Origin of the sequence: Salmonella sp. K21076 (assembly GCF_039650795.1) — a bacterium.
GTDB classification, from domain to species: domain Bacteria; phylum Pseudomonadota; class Gammaproteobacteria; order Enterobacterales; family Enterobacteriaceae; genus Salmonella; species Salmonella enterica.
On sequence record NZ_JBCLYA010000007.1, the window covers coordinates 121,077 to 137,387 of the forward strand.

11 protein-coding genes and 3 pseudogenes are annotated in these 16,311 nt (G+C 55.4%); all 14 read right to left on the reverse strand.

All coding sequences use genetic code 11. The features are described 5' to 3' along the window. Window positions 1-10: 10 nt before the first annotated feature. A complete protein-coding gene (locus AAYN39_RS03250; protein ID WP_001254133.1) occupies window positions 11-778 on the reverse strand; it encodes a TagF domain-containing protein in 768 nt (255 codons plus the stop codon). Further along, window positions 778-4,639, reverse strand: a pseudogene (gene tssM / locus AAYN39_RS03255) (type VI secretion system membrane subunit TssM). The gene AAYN39_RS03250 and the pseudogene tssM overlap by 1 nt, the downstream one beginning before the upstream one ends. Before the next feature lie 236 nt (window positions 4,640-4,875). Continuing rightward, a complete protein-coding gene (locus tag AAYN39_RS03260) occupies window positions 4,876-5,370 on the reverse strand; it encodes a T6SS effector amidase Tae4 family protein (protein WP_000803074.1) in 495 nt (164 codons plus the stop codon). Further along, window positions 5,367-6,151 (reverse strand): annotated as a pseudogene (locus AAYN39_RS03265) (Rap1a/Tai family immunity protein). Before AAYN39_RS03265 ends, AAYN39_RS03260 begins: the two are co-directional and overlap by 4 nt. A gap of 4 nt (window positions 6,152-6,155) precedes the next feature. Next, window positions 6,156-7,457 carry a type VI secretion system protein TssL, long form gene (tssL, locus tag AAYN39_RS03270; RefSeq protein ID WP_000132484.1) on the reverse strand — a complete coding sequence of 434 codons (1,302 nt, stop codon included), beginning with the start codon at window positions 7,455-7,457 and terminating at the stop codon, window positions 6,156-6,158. After that, window positions 7,454-8,797, reverse strand: coding sequence for a type VI secretion system baseplate subunit TssK (tssK, locus tag AAYN39_RS03275; protein WP_000118732.1), 1,344 nt, complete (start codon window positions 8,795-8,797; stop codon window positions 7,454-7,456). The genes tssL and tssK overlap by 4 nt, the downstream gene beginning before the upstream one ends. Window positions 8,798-8,800: 3 nt before the next feature. Continuing rightward, window positions 8,801-9,337: a type VI secretion system lipoprotein TssJ gene (gene tssJ / locus AAYN39_RS03280; RefSeq protein WP_001007105.1), complete on the reverse strand. Its 537-nt coding sequence runs from the start codon at window positions 9,335-9,337 to the stop codon at window positions 8,801-8,803. 66 nt (window positions 9,338-9,403) lie between these two features. Beyond that, the gene (locus AAYN39_RS03285) at window positions 9,404-9,889 is read right to left on the reverse strand and encodes an Hcp family type VI secretion system effector (RefSeq protein WP_000312802.1); all 486 of its coding nucleotides are present in this window, start codon (window positions 9,887-9,889) and stop codon (window positions 9,404-9,406) included. A gap of 236 nt (window positions 9,890-10,125) precedes the next feature. After that, complete coding sequence (locus tag AAYN39_RS03290; RefSeq protein WP_001171575.1) at window positions 10,126-10,551, reverse strand: STY0301 family protein; 426 nt, start codon at window positions 10,549-10,551, stop codon at window positions 10,126-10,128. Continuing rightward, window positions 10,523-10,924 (reverse strand): BPSL0067 family protein, encoded by a 402-nt coding sequence (locus AAYN39_RS03295; protein WP_001147174.1) that lies wholly within the window; start codon window positions 10,922-10,924, stop codon window positions 10,523-10,525. Before AAYN39_RS03295 ends, AAYN39_RS03290 begins: the two co-directional genes overlap by 29 nt. A gap of 52 nt (window positions 10,925-10,976) precedes the next feature. Beyond that, a pseudogene (tssC, locus tag AAYN39_RS03300) lies at window positions 10,977-12,485 on the reverse strand (type VI secretion system contractile sheath large subunit). Window positions 12,486-12,508: 23 nt separating this feature from the next. Beyond that, complete coding sequence (tssB, locus tag AAYN39_RS03305; protein ID WP_000996818.1) at window positions 12,509-13,051, reverse strand: type VI secretion system contractile sheath small subunit; 543 nt, start codon at window positions 13,049-13,051, stop codon at window positions 12,509-12,511. 63 nt (window positions 13,052-13,114) lie between these two features. Continuing rightward, window positions 13,115-13,405 (reverse strand): hypothetical protein, encoded by a 291-nt coding sequence (locus AAYN39_RS03310; RefSeq protein WP_000175184.1) that lies wholly within the window; start codon window positions 13,403-13,405, stop codon window positions 13,115-13,117. 85 nt (window positions 13,406-13,490) lie between these two features. Next, entirely contained in the window at window positions 13,491-16,154 is a 2,664-nt protein-coding gene (tssH, locus tag AAYN39_RS03315; RefSeq protein WP_000449770.1) for a type VI secretion system ATPase TssH, read from the reverse strand. Window positions 16,155-16,311 lie beyond the last annotated feature (157 nt).

Here is a 16,311-nt window from a genome sequence, read left to right on the forward strand (position 1 = left end):
ACCATGTTCATTATTTCTCCGCCAGTCGCAGCGCATCCACATACCGCCCTTCACTGTTCTGCTGCCAGAACCAGCCTTGCCCCGGTGTTGCCTGCCCCAGCGTCTTGCCCGGCCAGCCCGGCCACGGCAGATAACGCACGCCCGGCAGTTCTACTACCGGTGCTTCATCCGGCAGCCCGGTCAGTTCCCAGCTGCGCTGCGATGTACGTCGTAACCCGCGCAGCCACTGCGCCCACCACGGCCCCGGCTGCCACATCGCCCATAGCTGGTCCACCTGCTCCGTCAGCCGCCCGCGCCGCATCGTGTCCGGCGTGATATGCTGCGCCGCCAGCCTCGCCAGCCAGTACAGCCAGCCCTGCGTCTCCTGCAAACTCTCGTCCAGCCACTCCCGACCGCAGCGCTGGTAAATCACCAGCGGCCACGGGCGTCCCACGCTATCCCGTGACGCCATCAGCACTCCGGTCAGCCAGTCAGTCGTCCCACCCATCGGCAAAAATCCCGGCGACATCACAAAGCTCCACGGCAGCGGATGGTGTTCCGGCGCGGGCATATCATGTTCGCCACGCGGCGACAGGTGCATCCAGCCGTCACGCTCTTCATCGGTCGTCTGGCCTTCCGGCAACACGATATGCCGCCCGCTGCCCACCCATGTCTGGCGGTTCAGCCAGTCCTGCCATATTCGTCCCTCTTCAGCGCCCACCCGCCAGCGCACATAGTCGCGCTGGTCCGGCAACCTGCCGAACATCGCCGGGGCTGATACCACCGCTGGCCGGCGCATTACAACGCCCTCGCCGGACAACTGAAGTTCTGCAACAGCTCCCGGCTGACCGGGTTAAAATCCCGCCCGGCAGTGATTTCCAGCACCACCCGGCGACCGTCAAAATCATATTCCACCAATTGGCGCCCCCGCACCGCCGTTTCCTGTACCTTTCCGGCGTCCAGCAGATGAAACAGCGCCCACGGCCCGCCGGTCAGTAGCGTTGAGGTGTCCTGGCGAATACGCGGGCTGGCGGTGATTTCCGCCATCGAGCCGTTGCGCGGTCCCGGCCACGTCACTTTCAGGGGCCGGTCCGGACCATGGGCGTAGCGCAGCACCTGACCATCGATATCAATCACCAGTTCCGTGATGGCCGGGTCCATATCCACCACGCTAATCTGCATCGACCAGGAAAATTTTTTCCTGCCCTCGCTGTTAAAAAACACGCTGCGGATCTGCTTCGCCTGCTGAAACGGCGTTAAATCCGGCCCCTGCAATGTCATGTTGCCTTCGGTCGGTTTGTAGCGCCACGGGTCGCTGGCGGTGTCCGCCAGCGGAGCCAGTTGTTTGCTCCAGAAAGCATCCAGTACGCCGCCGCTGGCGAAGATGCGGTTAAAGTCCTCGGCGCTGACCTCCTGCGGACTATCGGCGAACGGATAGCGCCCGTCGATGGCGTCACGGCAGTCGTCGCCCATCATCGCCTCCATCTGGGTGTTGAGCACATCGCCGGTCCCGGCGTTGATTTTGCGCGTTCCCTGCTTCGTCAGATCCAGCAGGATGTTTTTCAGCGGCGCAGGCAGTTTCGCCGCCTCCAGTTGCAACTTGTCTGCGGCAGTAATGCGCGCTGGCAACGTCCCCGCCGCCAGCGCGCTGTCAGCAATGGCCAGTTGGGTGTAATACTCGTTGAGCATGGTCAGCAGCGAAGCGATCTGCATCGTCCCACCGCCGCTCTGTCCGCCGTCCGTCCGCCCGGCAATGACCTCGCGCAGCGCGGCGAAACGGTCATCCACCAGCGTTTTTTCCAGCCGCTCTTCCGGGTGAATATCCTGGAACAGTTTTGCCGTCTGTACCACTTTCCCCGCGTTACCGGACGCGCGCTGCGCCAGTTGTTTCTGTCTGGCCTGCGGGTCCGGCGGCGGCACCAGCGTGGTCTGCTCCACCACCGCTTTTCCCAGCCGCATCAGCGGTGAGTCCGGCGACGCCAGGGTGCGCAGCACCTGTAAATCATAGGCCAGGCCGGAACTGCCCTCTTCCCCGGCACTGTTGATACTATGGATACTGTCCAGAAAATCCTGCCAGCGGCGGGCATATTCCGTCAGGTACAAACGGCGGACTTCGCGGGCGACAGACTGCTCCTGCCCCGGTATCTGGCTGCGCAGGCTGTCAGTCAGCTTTTTTGGCGTACTCTCCCGGCCCATCACCCAGCCATCGTTCGCCGTCGCCACAAATTCCGGTAATCGTTTGTCGAACAGCTCCCGGTAACCTTCACGGGTAAAAATACCCGGCACGCCCCGATCCAGCGGCGCGCCGTTGCTACGCACAAACACCGTTCCCGCATCCGCGCCGACGGCGCGTACCAGCGTGAACTCCTGCGGCGCTTCGCTCTCCATCACCGCCAGCGCCCGCGCATAGATACGCTCGGTACTGGTGTGACCGTCGAGGAATGCCCGCGCCTGGCGGATCAGCGCCTCATCTTTCTCATACGGTGAATGCACCACCCGGCTGCCGTCAAACAGCGCTTCGATATGCGTCAGCACGGCGGCGCGCCCGCCAAACCCGGCCACGCTGTCGCTGTTCCCCAGATCGTTAATCACCCACGACTGGATCTCCGCCGCGTTGTATTTATCTTCGTGATCTTTATCCAGATTCAGTAGCAGATAGATGCGCAGGGCATCATACGCAGCTTTACTGTCCTGACGGGCAATGGCGTCTGCCAGCACATACTCCATCCGTTTCACCAGCGGCGGCAGCAGCAGTTGATCCAGCAGACGGTTGTACAGCGACGCCACGCTGTCGGTTACCGGCGGTACGCTGTACAGGCCGTAGCGCCAGGTCAGCGGCGGCGCGTCCGGGTCCAGTCGGCCAGGCGGACAGTTCCCTTGCGCTGTCCAGCAGTGCCGGGACGGGAGCCATCGCCGGTTTACCGGTGTAGGCTTTCACATCACCGTCCAGCCGGGTCGCGCGGGCGCTGATTTCATTCAGATAGTCGCCGTTGGTCTGCTGGCTGGTCTGCATCCCCTGCCACAACAGGAATGCCAGCACCAGTACCAGCAGGTGCCCGCCGAGGCGCAGCAGGCGGTAACGCCAGGCCCACTGGAGGTTTGGCTCCACCAGGTGCGCTTCACGGAAAATAAACTGTGTCAGCAGGTCATGCAGAAAGTAGCTGCGGTTGCCGTCCGGCAGAGCGTGTGGGAGAGAGGCGGATGATTCGCCACGGGTGGTTTTTATCGCCCGGACAAAGCGCTGCCAGATACTCAACTGGTCGGCCACGGCGTCGGCCTGCGCCTGCGCGGCGCTGGTGAAAAACACCCCGCGCAGCGTGTTATTCAGTTGCGTGGCATCGAATTTTGAATCGAGGAAGATCTGTTCAATAGCCTCCAGCAACGGCTCGCCGAGGGCGGCGAACTCACGCGGGAAGGTATACAGCCGCTGGCGGCTTTTAAGGTCGTACTCTTCCTGTAACCGGGTATCCAGTCCCTGATCCAGCCGCAGCGTCAGGCGCGCCAGCTCCTGCGCGCAGGCGGCATGCAGCGCCTGCGGGTCGCCCGTTTTTCGCCTGCGGCTGTACGGCAACGTAAAGCCCCAGATTTGTGCGCGAAGATGGCTGGTCAGCGTACGAAAATACTCGCTGAACCCCGGCAACAAATCCATTTTAGTGACCACCAGATAGACCGGAAAGCGAATCCCCAGGGTCTCGCGCAGTTCTGCCAGTCGCGCCCGCAGAGCGGCGCAGGCCGCCAGGCGTTCCGCCGGTGGCTGTGCGGTTAAATCCGCTACGTTTAGCGTCAGGATCACGCCGTTAAGCGGCGCGCCGGGGCGATGTTTACGCAGCAGACCGAGAAAGCCCTGCCACTCTCCGGCGTTGCGCTGCGCGGCGCTCGCTTCGCCGCCGTCATCGTGGCGCGCGTAGCGTCCAGCGGTATCAATCAACACCGCTTCGTTGGTAAACCACCAGTCGCAGTGTAGCGTGCCGCCACCCGGCACTGTCAGGATGCGCGAGGTCTGCTCCATTTGCTCCGCCAGCGGGAACTGCAATCCGGTGTTCAGCAGGGCCGTGGTTTTGCCGTCGCCGGGACTGCCGACCACCATGAACCACGGCAGCTCATACAGAAAGCGTTTTCCCTCGAAGATTTTACGCCAGCCAGGCATATCCACCCGCAACTGCCGCAGCTGCCGGATGGCCTGCGTGACAATATGGTTGACGGTGCGCAGGTCGGCTTTGATCTCGCCTGCCACCGGTACCTCTTCCCCGCGCGGATGCAGGAAGCGACGCAGCAGTTGTTCATCCATACGCAGCGCACGCCACAGCCGGTACAGGCCGTACAGCGCGTACATCAGCAGGATGAAACCAATCAGGGTCAGGCGGACCCACAGCGGCGCAAACGGATGGACATCGCCCAGGGCCAGCAGCGGTGTGACGAAGCCAATCGCCAGGCACAGGACACTGATGCCGATGATACTCATCGACCAGTTGACCAGCCACAGTACCAGCAACATCAGCAACAGGGCAATGGTCACCACCCGGCTGCCCACGGAGGCCAGCGGGCGCAGGGTATCAAATGACACCAGCGGCCCGACAAACCAGACCAGCAGCGCCAGAACCAGAACGCCCACAATCGCCAGCGCGCGCCGGGAAAAAAGCAGACTGAGAAATTTTTGCATTATATTTCGACTCGCCACCCAATAATCAGTAACAGCAAAGCGCTGAGACCAGAAAACAATCTCCCGTTACCGTAATTAATTTAAAAAAAATATAGAAAGCTCTTGAAAAATAATAAATCCGGAAGTCAAAAATACTTCACGGACCCTGAACGTGTGTTTTCGTCTCTCAACCCTTCAGAATTCCGGCATTATTACATTCCATTTCACTCAAATCACACGAACGGAATTTCAGAATTTTAGCGTAATTCCCAGAACCAAATTTGCTTACAGGAAAAATAACAGTGTGAATGACATACTGCCCCGGCACTGGTCGGCTCAATCAGATCGATATGACTACCACTCCCACCATTATATCCATCAATTTTCCAGAAGAAGACCACACCTTTTTTATTACCCAGTTCTGTCTGAAATTTAGTCGGATCACGCCAGACCGCAGGTTTACCGAAAACAGTTGCCTGCGAAAGTATATCTGCCAGATTTTTAGCGCCTGTTTCAATGCTCCGGCCCTTCCACTTGCCCTCTTTTATCGGGAGAAGACGGCCTTTAAACTTCACACCTGATTTAATTAATGCCACGCTCATACGGGCCGCACAGGTATTTTCAAACTGAGCACCAAGTTTCCCCTGGTCATAACCAATGCCTGCATAGAAATCTTTCGAATCAACAAAATCAGGACTTTCAAAAGATGATGAATTATGATTAGACTTTAGCACTGAGAATAAAGGTTTCATTTTTTAACTCCTGTATCACATGAATATTTAATTAATTTATCCATAATAAGCTCAGCCGCGCGAGAATTAAGTTCTTTATGTGTTTTATTTTTAAGAAAACATAGACAATTTCATTTAATGTTAGCGTCTTAAATAAATCGTATCCACACCATAGTTTTTTCTCCGTTGCATCCTCCACGCCAAGCAGATAGATACCCGCCCTGAGTTTATCCAGTTGATTACCAGATACCCAAAATTTAAAAAAGTCATTACCTGAAAGATTAAGCGCATCCGGCGTCAGGGATAACACAGGAGATGACCGGGAAGCAATTTTTACGGAGGGTTCAGTCCCCTGACAGGGGAAATTTTTAACTAATGCTTCCTCTATCAGCACCGAAGCTCTTGCATCAGGCTTTTTCACAGAGTACCGATCAAGCCAGGCCAGCACAGTATGGTTTATTGTTATACTGTCAACCTGACCATATCCACACCACGTCTTACCTTCTGTGGCATCCGCTACCCCCAACACATACATCAGTGTATTATCTTTTTCCTGTAAGTTATCACTGGCATAAAACCCCAGAAAATCCCGTATACTGAGGTTGACATTATCGGGGGAAATTAATCCTGCGTTAATCAGGGACCCGGCAAAAACGCCACCGGGTAACAGGCAACATAAGATGATCAAAAAAACACGGATAGATCGTTTTATGTGATATGTCGCTGAGATCCGATAATAATCCCCCGTCACGCCACATATTGCCGAATGATGAGACACATCATAGGTCGATTTTTTTATCATTCATTCACTCCACTACCAGAATTTCCACCCGACGGTTTTTCGCCCGCCCGGCTTTACTGCCGTTATCCGCCACCGGCACCGTATCGCCCTTGCCGACGATATGTACCCGTCCGGCAGGTACGCCGCCGGAGGTCAGCAACGCCGCAACTTCCGCCGCCCGTTTTTCCGATAGCACCAGGTTGGATGGGAATTCAGCCGAATGAATGGGCTGGCTGTCAGTGTGACCCGTTACAGTGACTGCGCCGCCCACGCGGGCGATTTCCCGCGCCGCTTTGTTAATCACTGGCCGGATTGCGTCACTCACCGTTTTTTGTCCCGGTACAAACATGGCGTCGCCACGGAAGACCACCCTACTGTGCTGGTCATCTTCGTCCACGGTCAGCAGGCCACGGGCGATTTCGTTTGCCAGCAGGATTTTCAGCCGCAGCTTATGAACCGGCACGGGCGGCGGCAGTTTTATACCAATCGCATCAATATGCTGTTGTACGGTGACGGTCTGCACATCCATCCGGTGGCTGTAAAGGCCAAACAGCGTCAGCATCGCCAACAGGGCTATCCCGGCGCTCAGCCAGACCGGCACCCGGCGCATCCGCCGCAGTCGTCCGCTTATCGCCCCCTGAAAGTCAGGCGAGAGCGCGGGCATGACCGGATCGCGACGCTGTGAAAGCTGTGTCAGCAGTTGCTGACGAATATTGTCCAGTTGCTTACGCCCGTCTGGCTGCACGCTGTAGCGGCCTTCAAATCCCAGCCCCAGCAGGTGGTAGATAACCTCCAGTACGTTGCCATGTTCCTGGAAGCTGGCCGCCAGACGCCCGATGATCTGGAAAAGTTTTATCCCGCCTTCGCTTTCACCATGAAATGTTACCAGCAGGCTTTTTCCGGCCCAGACGCCGCGCCGCCCCCAGGTTGTGTTATTGGCGGCTTCATCAAGCGCCGTACACAGGCAGTAACGTACCGCCAGTACGTGCTCGCGCCGCAGGTTCGCCTGATCGCATAATGTCTGGTACAGATGCATCTCGCGTACCAGCAGATTACGGTAAGGCTCTACCAGGGCCGCATCCAGTTTAGCGGGCATGGCTGCGAGAGCGCACAATAAAGGCCGGGCAGCGGCGAGCAACGGGTTAGCCGCCGCGCTGATTTCAGCCAGCCGGAGTTTGCTGTCCGGACCGTCTTCAACGATGACATTGAGTTCCGTGCGCTGGCTGGTGTGTACCGGCGTTTCATATTCACTGTCCTTATGTTCCGGCGTGGTGGACAAAAAGGACATCATGTCCGCCGCTGGCGGCGTCAGGGTACTGTCTGTCATTTATCGCGCACTCCCCACAGTTCTGTCTCCAGCCCCGGAAATTCCCCGGCGGTATGCATGGCCATCCCGCCGTAACGGGCAATGTGTTCCCACAATGCTCCCTCGCGGCGGATGTCGTAATAGATGTATCCGGCCTGAAACGGGATTTGGCGCGGTGGTACAGGCAGAACCTGCAAAGCCAGCCCCGGCAGATGCGAGCGGATCAGTTCCGGCAGGCGATCGGATGGCCCGATTTTGGTCTGGGCGGCAAAATGTTGCAGTAGCACATCGGTCGGCATTGAAGCCTTTATCGCCAGTACCAGCGTGCTGAAATCGGCAAGATCGGAAGGGGCCACCACCGCATTCAGGATACCGTAAGTCCCCTCTTTCAGCTCGATGCGCTGCGCGCCCCGGATCAGTACCGCGTTCAGCAGGAACTGCACCTCATCAACCAGCGATTTCAACCCGGCATAGGGCGTCAGGTGTTTGTACTCTTTGTATTCAGCGGGCCGTCGCGTTTGTGGACGCACATAGGTGGAGAGTTCCCCGGCCAGTTCGGACAGGTAGCGATACAACACTTCCGGGGCCAGCGGGGTTTTCGCCAGGTGAGTCAGCAGCGGCTCAAAGCGATTGAGAATTTGCAGCAGCAGGTAATCGGAGACCTCCGCTGCTTCATGGCCGTGGTTGTCGCTGCCGGTCAGCCGTTCCGCCAGCGAATCGGCCCGCATCCGGATGAGATCGTTGATCCACGACAGCCAGGTACACATCAGTGAACTGGCCTGATAATTAATGATGGGCGGGATCAGGTCGTGGTCGATATCTATCCGCCCGTCAGGGTTCAACCCGGTGATGCGGGTCAACGGCAGGCCAATCCAGGCGCCCGTCACCGCCTTTTCCGGCAGCAGCCGCAGGCGCAGATGACTGAGCTGTAATAACTGCGCGCCACGTCCCAGCGAGTTGGCGTCGCGGATGTCGTGTTCATGTACCGAGAAACGCGCCAGTGATTCCGGGTTATTGTCAAACGTGGTTTCTTCGCTGTTCGGCGCGCGTACCGGTACCGCCAGACAAATCTGCTGGTTCAGGTGCTCCGGCAGGATGGTCAGCGGCGGCGGCAGCGGGGTGTGGTCCGGTGCGTTAAACGGCGTGCCGTCAGGAAAAATCCCTGATGCCTCTTTCAGTATCAGTTTACCGATGTTCAGCGCTTCGCCATCAATATTGTAGTGGCTGAATCCCCAGAAAAAGGGAGTCAGCGGCAGGCTGCGGTAATGCATGACGTGTTCCAGATAACGCTCTTGCTGCTGAAACATCTGCGGCAGTAAAAATTGTCCTTCACTCCAGACTACGCGGTCATTCCAGCTCATAATTCATTTATCCCGTTCCGTAATTACAATGGCGCTTTGTTCCAGTTCCGCCTCCAACTGCACTTTTCCTTTCCCCGGTATGAAGCTGCTGTACCAGGCTTTTTCCGGGGCTTCCGGGATTTTGTAGGTTACCCGCCAGACCGATTTGGCCAGGTTACGGTATCCGGCCAGTACGCCGATTGCCGTGGTCTGCGCATTCAGCGGGCGACGCAGTTTTTTCTCTTCGCCGGGACGCAAAATAAAGCTGTCGCGACGCACTAAATCGTCGGTAAGGACGGATTTGTCGTTGTCATGGAGCGACCAGTAATCAGCTGTCGTGAAAGCGGCGTCATTTTTTAGTTCATAAACACGTATCTCAATGGGCGCGGCCTTCTTCTGATTGTCAGGATTCACCTTATCGGAGGCTTTCACGCTCAGGTCGAGTCGCTGTGATTCGAGGTCAGGTAACGCATCGCTACTGCCGCATCCGGAAAGCAGGAGCAGTGCAAAAGGCATAGCTACCGCACATAACCACCGAGTGGGGTTACGCCATTCATTCACTGTAAATTCCTTTAAAATCAAAACAATAAATCCGGCCAGATATAAATCTGGCCGGAAAAACAGCCGTTAAATTTCTTTGTTCGCCTTGAAGTCGTAACCTGCGGTGATAGTGCCGCCGCTGCCGCCCTGCTGGTTCTGCACCACGTATTCCTGTTTCACAGTGCTGAAAGAAAGCTCGACCGTTTCACGGGAGGCGATTTCACCATCGTGGCTGCCGCTCGGGGAAACCACGGCGACAATCAGGTCGGTGAAGGTATACTTGAGGTACTCCAGCGGATTGCCGCCAGCCTTACGCATAACCAGAATGGCCTGCGGAATGTGCTTGCCGGAGGCGCAGTATTTGAACAGGTTCGGGCTGGCGCGATCGATATAGTGATCAAAATCCAGATTAGTGACGGAGACCTTACCGGAGCCGAGGCCGCTACCGGCGTGCATGGTGGATTCCTGATGAATATTCCAGCGCCAGCTCAGTACTTCAATTTCATTTTTGTGTTTGTCATCCATTGACTCGCCATCAATGCCGTCAATTTTTAAAAAAATGTCATAAGCCATTTTTATATCCTTATTAAGTTTTACTTAAAATAAACCTGGTTTATCCTGATAATTTGCGCAGAAATAAACCGTTGCCGTACAGAATCCCCTTCCCCGTAATTTCAGGAGAACAGAAGGCTGTCTTTTTCCGCTGCCAATATTATTGAAGTATTTACTTCACGAATAAATCTTAAACATTAACAGGCATCTTTTATGCGTATTCTGGCATCAGAGTATTCATATAAAGATTATATATTTTATTTACAAATCAATTTCGCCGGTAAGACATCCGGGCTCCAGCATGTCGCAACCGTTCCCTGAACTTTTCTGGCAAGCAGAACAGCCCACTGTCCATAACTACACGAGAACCAGATCCCCCGGCGATTATCCTCTGGGTCTATCTCCCACAGGTGCCCCTTTTTCCCATCAACGACTGCATCTTCACCTTTCAGATCTGCCTGCTCTTTGGGATCGCCAGACGAAAGAAAACCACCATCATTCAACATACGCGCTGCACGGGATGAGACATTCCATCCTTCCGCTGAGGAAATTATTGGAGCCTGAGAAAAATGAATAACCGCAGGGCAGACAATCTCATCGGCATGAACAACTATTACCGGAAGTAACCACAGAATGCCCCCGACAATACAGGTGCTATTCAACGATAAAATAGGCTTCTGCATTATTACTCATCCTTATATAAGTCCCGTCACTACGAACACTTCCATTATGCAACTTTCTTATATAACGTTTGGACACACGGGGTTTTGCGATATCATCTTTCCATTGATCCATCACCCATATCCCGCCAGTATCTTGCCCCAAAAAAAATGCAGCATGGTTGCCACTATTGTGGTTCGGATATCGCCCATTCACAAAAGTAGCGATAACTGTCCCGACTTCAATGTTTTTGTTTCCAAATACTGCGGCCCCTTGCTGCCATGTACTCGCTTGTCCTACTCGTATATAGTGTTGAATAAGTTCAACACACTGATGGTGGTTTCCTACCTTTTCTGTATCCTGTAAAGCCTTTGCATTAGCATAAACATATGGCATATATTCTCTTAATATCCTCTGATATTATTTATACATTCACAAAATAAATGCATCAGGCATTGCCCTGCTTCACTGACGGCAGTTTTGTCACCAGGCGCAGCGATCCTGTCAGCCCTTCAAGCTGGAAATGCGGACGCAGGAAGAATTTCGCGTCGTAATAACCTGGATTGCCTTCCACCTCTTCCACCACTACCTCCGCGGCAGCCAGCGGACGACGGGCTTTGGTTTCTTGCGAGGAGTTCACCGGATCGGCGTCGACATAATTCATAATCCATTCATTTAGCCAGCGCTGCATATCCTCGCGCTCTTTAAAGGAACCGATTTTGTCGCGGACGATACATTTGAGGAAGTGCGCGAAGCGCGAGCAGGCGAACAGGTACGGCAGACGGGCGGACAGGTTAGCGTTAGCCGTCGCGTCCGGATCGTAGTATTCCTGTGGTTTTTGCAGCGATTGTGCGCCGATAAAGGCGGCATAGTCTGAGTTTTTACGGTGGATCAACGGGATAAAACCGTTTTTCGCCAGTTCAGCCTCGCGGCGGTCAGAGATGGCGATTTCGGTCGGGCATTTCATGTCCACGCCGCCATCGTCAGTCGGGAAGGTATGGCAGGGAAGATTTTCCACCGCACCGCCTGATTCCACACCGCGAATCAACGTACACCAGCCGTAGTGTTTGAAGGAACGGTTGATGTTTACGCCCATCGCGTAGGCCGCGTTGCTCCAGACGTATTTGGTATGGTCAGAACCATCCGCATCTTCTTCAAAATCAAACTCGTCCACCGGGTTGGTTTTTGCGCCATACGGCAGGCGGGCAAGAAAACGCGGCATCGTCAGGCCAATATAACGGGAGTCTTCGCTAGCCCGCAGCGAGTTCCACGGCGCATATTCCAGGTTCTGGGTGACGATTTTGGTCAGGTCGCGGGGATTCGCCAGCTCCTGCCAGGAGTCCATTTGCAGTACCGAGGGGGAAGCCCCGGCAATAAACGGCGCATGGGCCGACGCGGCGACTTTGGCGATAGAGCCAAGCAGATCCACATCGGGCGGTGTATGGTCGAAGTAGTAATCCGCAATGATACAGCCATAAGGTTCGCCGCCTAACTGGCCGTATTCGGCTTCATACAGTTTCTTGAACATCGGGCTTTGATCCCAGGCGGTGCCCTTGTAACGCTTCATGTTGCGCCGCAATTCATCTTTTGACAGATTCATGAAGCGAATTTTCAGCTTTTCGTCGGTCTCGGTGTTGTAAACCAGATGCTCCATACCGCGCCACGAGGATTCCAGCTTCTGCCAGTCGGGATGTTGCAGGATCAGTTTGATCTGTTCGGTCAGTTTAAAGTCGATCTGCGCAATAATAGCGCTGATGCTTTTATAGGCGTCATCGCTGACGGTGATCGTGTTCGCCAGCGCCTGTTGCGCCAGCGTCTACACCGCGGCTTCCACAGCTTTTGCCGCCTGGGTAGTCTTGGGTCGGAAGGCCTGATTCAGCAACGCATCAAATTCACCGGATGCGGAGACGGTATCCTGAGCAACCGCGTCGGTTGCCTGCATATTACTGTTTGCCATGAAAATTCCTTAAAAATTCGACATTATTCCGCTGATTCATTATCCGCTGACACACCTTGCTGGGTAGCGGCCGATTTCGGCGCATTCGCCAGCGTTTTCAGCAGAGTCGGGTCCTGCAACAGTTTATTGACCAGATTTTCCGCCCCGGCCTTGCCATCCATGTAGGTCTGGAGGTTCGCCAGTTGAGTGCGGGCTTCCAGTAACTGGTTCAGGGCGTCCACCTTGCGGGCAATCTGTGCCGGCGAAAAGTCGTCCATATTTTCCAGGGTGATATCGACCATCAACTGACCTTCACCCGTCAGCGTATTCGGCACAGCGAACGCCACGCGCGGCGCAATGGCTTTCATGCGCTCATTGAAGTTATCAATATCAATATCGAGGAATTTGCGATCCGTCACCGGCGGCAGTTCTTCACGCGGTTTCCCGGCCAGATCGGCCAGCACCGCCATCACGAACGGCAGCTCGATTTTTTTCTCGGAACCGTAAATCTCTACGTCATATTCAATCTGCACGCGCGGCGCGCGGTTGCGCGCGATGAATTTCTGCGCGCTATTGTTGATAGCCATAATCCTTCATTTCCTTTTTAGTCAACTGGTTGCCGCAAGGGGAGCGGTATACCGGTACAGTTTTTAAAAATCATACTCAGAGAGTTTTTTTATAATCTCTTTGTTTTCTTTGTACTTTTCCCGTAACCCAGGAAGTGCTTTTTTCGCCGGAGGGCACCAGGTATTAATGCCCTTTTTTATGTCTTTTTTATCCTCTTCCGGTAAAGAACTGTCCCATTCGCCGGCCAGATGCTGGCACATCTCTGCATTGCTCAGAAAATGCTGCACATCCTGTGGTAAAGGCGGTTCGCCATGAACACTGAAAGCGAACATCATTAGCAAAGGAGTCAATAACGCCGGGTCACGTAATGTCATATTTAATGCCCATCAATTGACCAGTGGGGTTTATCTGTATTTCCGCCGACAAACTTAGTCACGCCATAAACCCACTGCGCACCACTTAACTCTTTTGGCATATTCCCTCCTGCGAGGTTGTCTCAAAAACAATCTGCTCATCACCATTAACGCCGATATCAATCTGCCTGATAGCGGCTTTTTCCGTCATGGCCTGCAACCAGTAGCGCGACAGTTGTGGCAGGATGTGCTGTTCGATGTAGCCAATCAGCAACCGCGCGCCCGTTTCATGCATTGGACAGCACGCCACAATATGTGCGACCAGTTCCTCACTATACGTCAGCGTCACCCCGTGCTGTTCACCCATCCGCGCCACCAGCCGGTCAAGATGCAGACGGGCAATCACGCCACGCGACGTTTCATCCAGCGGCAGGTAAGGGATCACCGTCACGCGGCCCAGAAATGCCGCCGGGAAATGCTTGCGCAATTCCGGCATTAGCGCCTCTTTAAGCCCCGTAGCATCGGGCATTAAGGCCGGATCTTCACACATCTGGCTGATGAGGTCGGAACCTACATTGGTGGTGAGTAGTAGCGTGGTGTTTTTGAAATCGACATGTGTTCCCTCACCGTCCTCCATCCCGCCCTTGTCAAACACCTGATAGAAGAGTTCATGGACGTCATGGTGCGCTTTTTCGATCTCGTCGAGCAGCACTACGCTCCAGGGGTGACGACGCACCGCTTCCGTCAGCACACCACCCTCGCCATAGCCCACATAGCCGGGCGGCGCGCCTTTCAGTGTGGAAACGGTGTGAGCCTCCTGGAACTCGCTCATATTGATGGTTACCAGGTTCTGCTCACCGCCGTAGATAGCCTCCGCCAGCGCCAGCGCGGTTTCGGTTTTACCGACACCGGACGGCCCGGCCAGCATAAACACGCCCACCGGTTTGCGTGGATCGCCCAGTCCCGCCCTGGCGGTCTGAATACGTTCACCAATCTGCGCCAGCGCGCCGTCTTGCCCGGTAACGCGTTGCGCCAGTCGGGCAGGCAGTTCCAGCACCTGGCTGGCCTCATCTTTCACCATGCGCCCGGCAGGAATACCGGTCCAGTCGGCGACAATCGCCGCGACAATCGCCGCGCTGACTTCCGGGAACACCACCGGCGCGTCGCCCTGCCACTCCCTTAGCGCTGTTTCGGCCTGTTGCAGCGTGGTTTTGTCATCAGCATCAGACTCTGCGACACGCAGTTCCTGCAACGTATGTACCAGTTCCAGCTCCCGCTGCCAGCGGGATTCGGATGCAGTCAGTTCATCGTTGAGCGAGAAAATTCGCGCCGTCAGCGCATCGCACCGCTCATCTGACTGAATCCCCATTTTTTCCTGCTTCTGCAACAGCGACCGTTCCATTTCCGCCGCTTTTAGCTGCTGACGCAGGAACTGTACGCTGGCAGGCGGCGTGTGCAGCGTCAGCGCCACGCGGACCGCGGCGGTATCCAGTAGGCTGATGGCCTTATCCGGCAACTGCCGGGCGGGAATGTAGCGGTGAGAAAGCTGTACCGCCGCACGTACCGCCTCATCCAGAATCAGTACGTTATGGTGTTTTTCCAGCGTATCCACCAGACCACGCACCATTTCCATTGCGGGGATCTCTTCCGGCTCGGCAATCTGCAACACCTGAAAACGACGGGTCAGCGCCGGATCTTTCTCAATATGGCGCTTGTATTCGCTCCAGGTGGTGGCGCCGATAGTCCGCAGGGTGCCGCACGCCAGCGCCGGTTTCAGCAGGTTAGCGGCATCGCCCGTGCCGGATGCGCCGCCCGCGCCCACCAGAGTGTGAACTTCATCGACAAACAGAATAACCGGCTGCGGCGAGCGCCCGGCCTCTTCCAGTAACCCTTTCAGACGCGATTCAAACTCGCCTTTCATGCTGGCTCCGGCCAACAGAGCGCCAACGTCCAGCGCCAGCAGCCGTACTTCCCGCAGCGCGGGCGGCACTTCCCCCTGCGCAATCGCGAGGGCAAAACCTTCGACGACCGCCGTCTTTCCGACGCCCGCCTCACCAGTCAGTAGGGGATTATTCTGGCGACGGCGCAGCAGAATATCCGTCATGGTGCGGATTTCATGCTCACGCCCCGTCACCGGGTCGATTTTGCCGTCGCGCGCCTGTGCCGTCATGTCCTGACAGTATTTTGCCAGCGCGGATTTACCGTCCTGCACGCCGTTGGGAATCGCCTGGCTGCTTTCACCGGGAATGGCTGATGCCAGACCGGAGCCGTCGTAAGGGCGCTCCTGCGCTTCCGGCGATGTTTCGATCAACGAGGGCAGTATTTCCGTCAGTTCATCAACCGGAAGCGTGGCCAGCGGCGCGCAGATACTGCTCAGTACCCGACGCAGTTCTGGCGTGGTCAACAAGGCCAGCAGCAACCAGCCGCTGCGAATTTTGTTATCGCCGTAACGGACGCTCGCCAGCATCCAGGCCTTTTCAACGCTGAGATCGATATGGTGAGAAAAATCACTAATGGCGCTGGCCCCGGCGGGCAGCATATCCAGTTGCCGGAGTAACGCTTTCTCCACATCAGAAAGAGGGATCTGGTAATGCCGAAGAACGTGGAGAATATCGTTATCGGGCTGCTGTGTTAACTGGTGCAGCCAGTGAGTCAGCTCACCCCAGGGATTAGAGCGTAGTTTGCAAAATGCCGTTGCCGATTCCAGCGACCGGAATAGTGGGCCGGCCAGTTTTCCATATAACGCACTGCGTGAAACAGGAGTTTCCATTTGTTATGCCTTGTGACATAAAAATTCATAAAAATAATGCATCAATGCACATGAATATATAAACAATTCTTTATTAAAATGTTCGACAAAATATCGAAACAAAACAATGATACAGATCAGGGACTAATTAGCAACCAAGCCGTTAATATTAAATAAT

Bases quoted from the DNA above. Each gene is read 5' to 3' on its own strand.
- AAYN39_RS03310 (WP_000175184.1), bottom strand. From the start codon at position 13,405: ATGACATTACGTGACCCGGCGTTATTGACTCCTTTGCTAATGATGTTC.
- tssL (WP_000132484.1), bottom strand. From the start codon at position 7,457: ATGACAGACAGTACCCTGACGCCGCCAGCGGCGGACATGATGTCCTTT.
- AAYN39_RS03260 (WP_000803074.1), bottom strand. From the start codon at position 5,370: ATGAAACCTTTATTCTCAGTGCTAAAGTCTAATCATAATTCATCATCT.
- AAYN39_RS03290 (WP_001171575.1), bottom strand. From the start codon at position 10,551: ATGCAGAAGCCTATTTTATCGTTGAATAGCACCTGTATTGTCGGGGGC.
- tssB (WP_000996818.1), bottom strand. From the start codon at position 13,051: ATGGCTATCAACAATAGCGCGCAGAAATTCATCGCGCGCAACCGCGCG.
- AAYN39_RS03295 (WP_001147174.1), bottom strand. From the start codon at position 10,924: ATGCCATATGTTTATGCTAATGCAAAGGCTTTACAGGATACAGAAAAG.
- AAYN39_RS03250 (WP_001254133.1), bottom strand. From the start codon at position 778: ATGCGCCGGCCAGCGGTGGTATCAGCCCCGGCGATGTTCGGCAGGTTG.
- tssH (WP_000449770.1), bottom strand. From the start codon at position 16,154: ATGGAAACTCCTGTTTCACGCAGTGCGTTATATGGAAAACTGGCCGGC.
- tssK (WP_000118732.1), bottom strand. From the start codon at position 8,797: ATGAGCTGGAATGACCGCGTAGTCTGGAGTGAAGGACAATTTTTACTG.
- AAYN39_RS03285 (WP_000312802.1), bottom strand. From the start codon at position 9,889: ATGGCTTATGACATTTTTTTAAAAATTGACGGCATTGATGGCGAGTCA.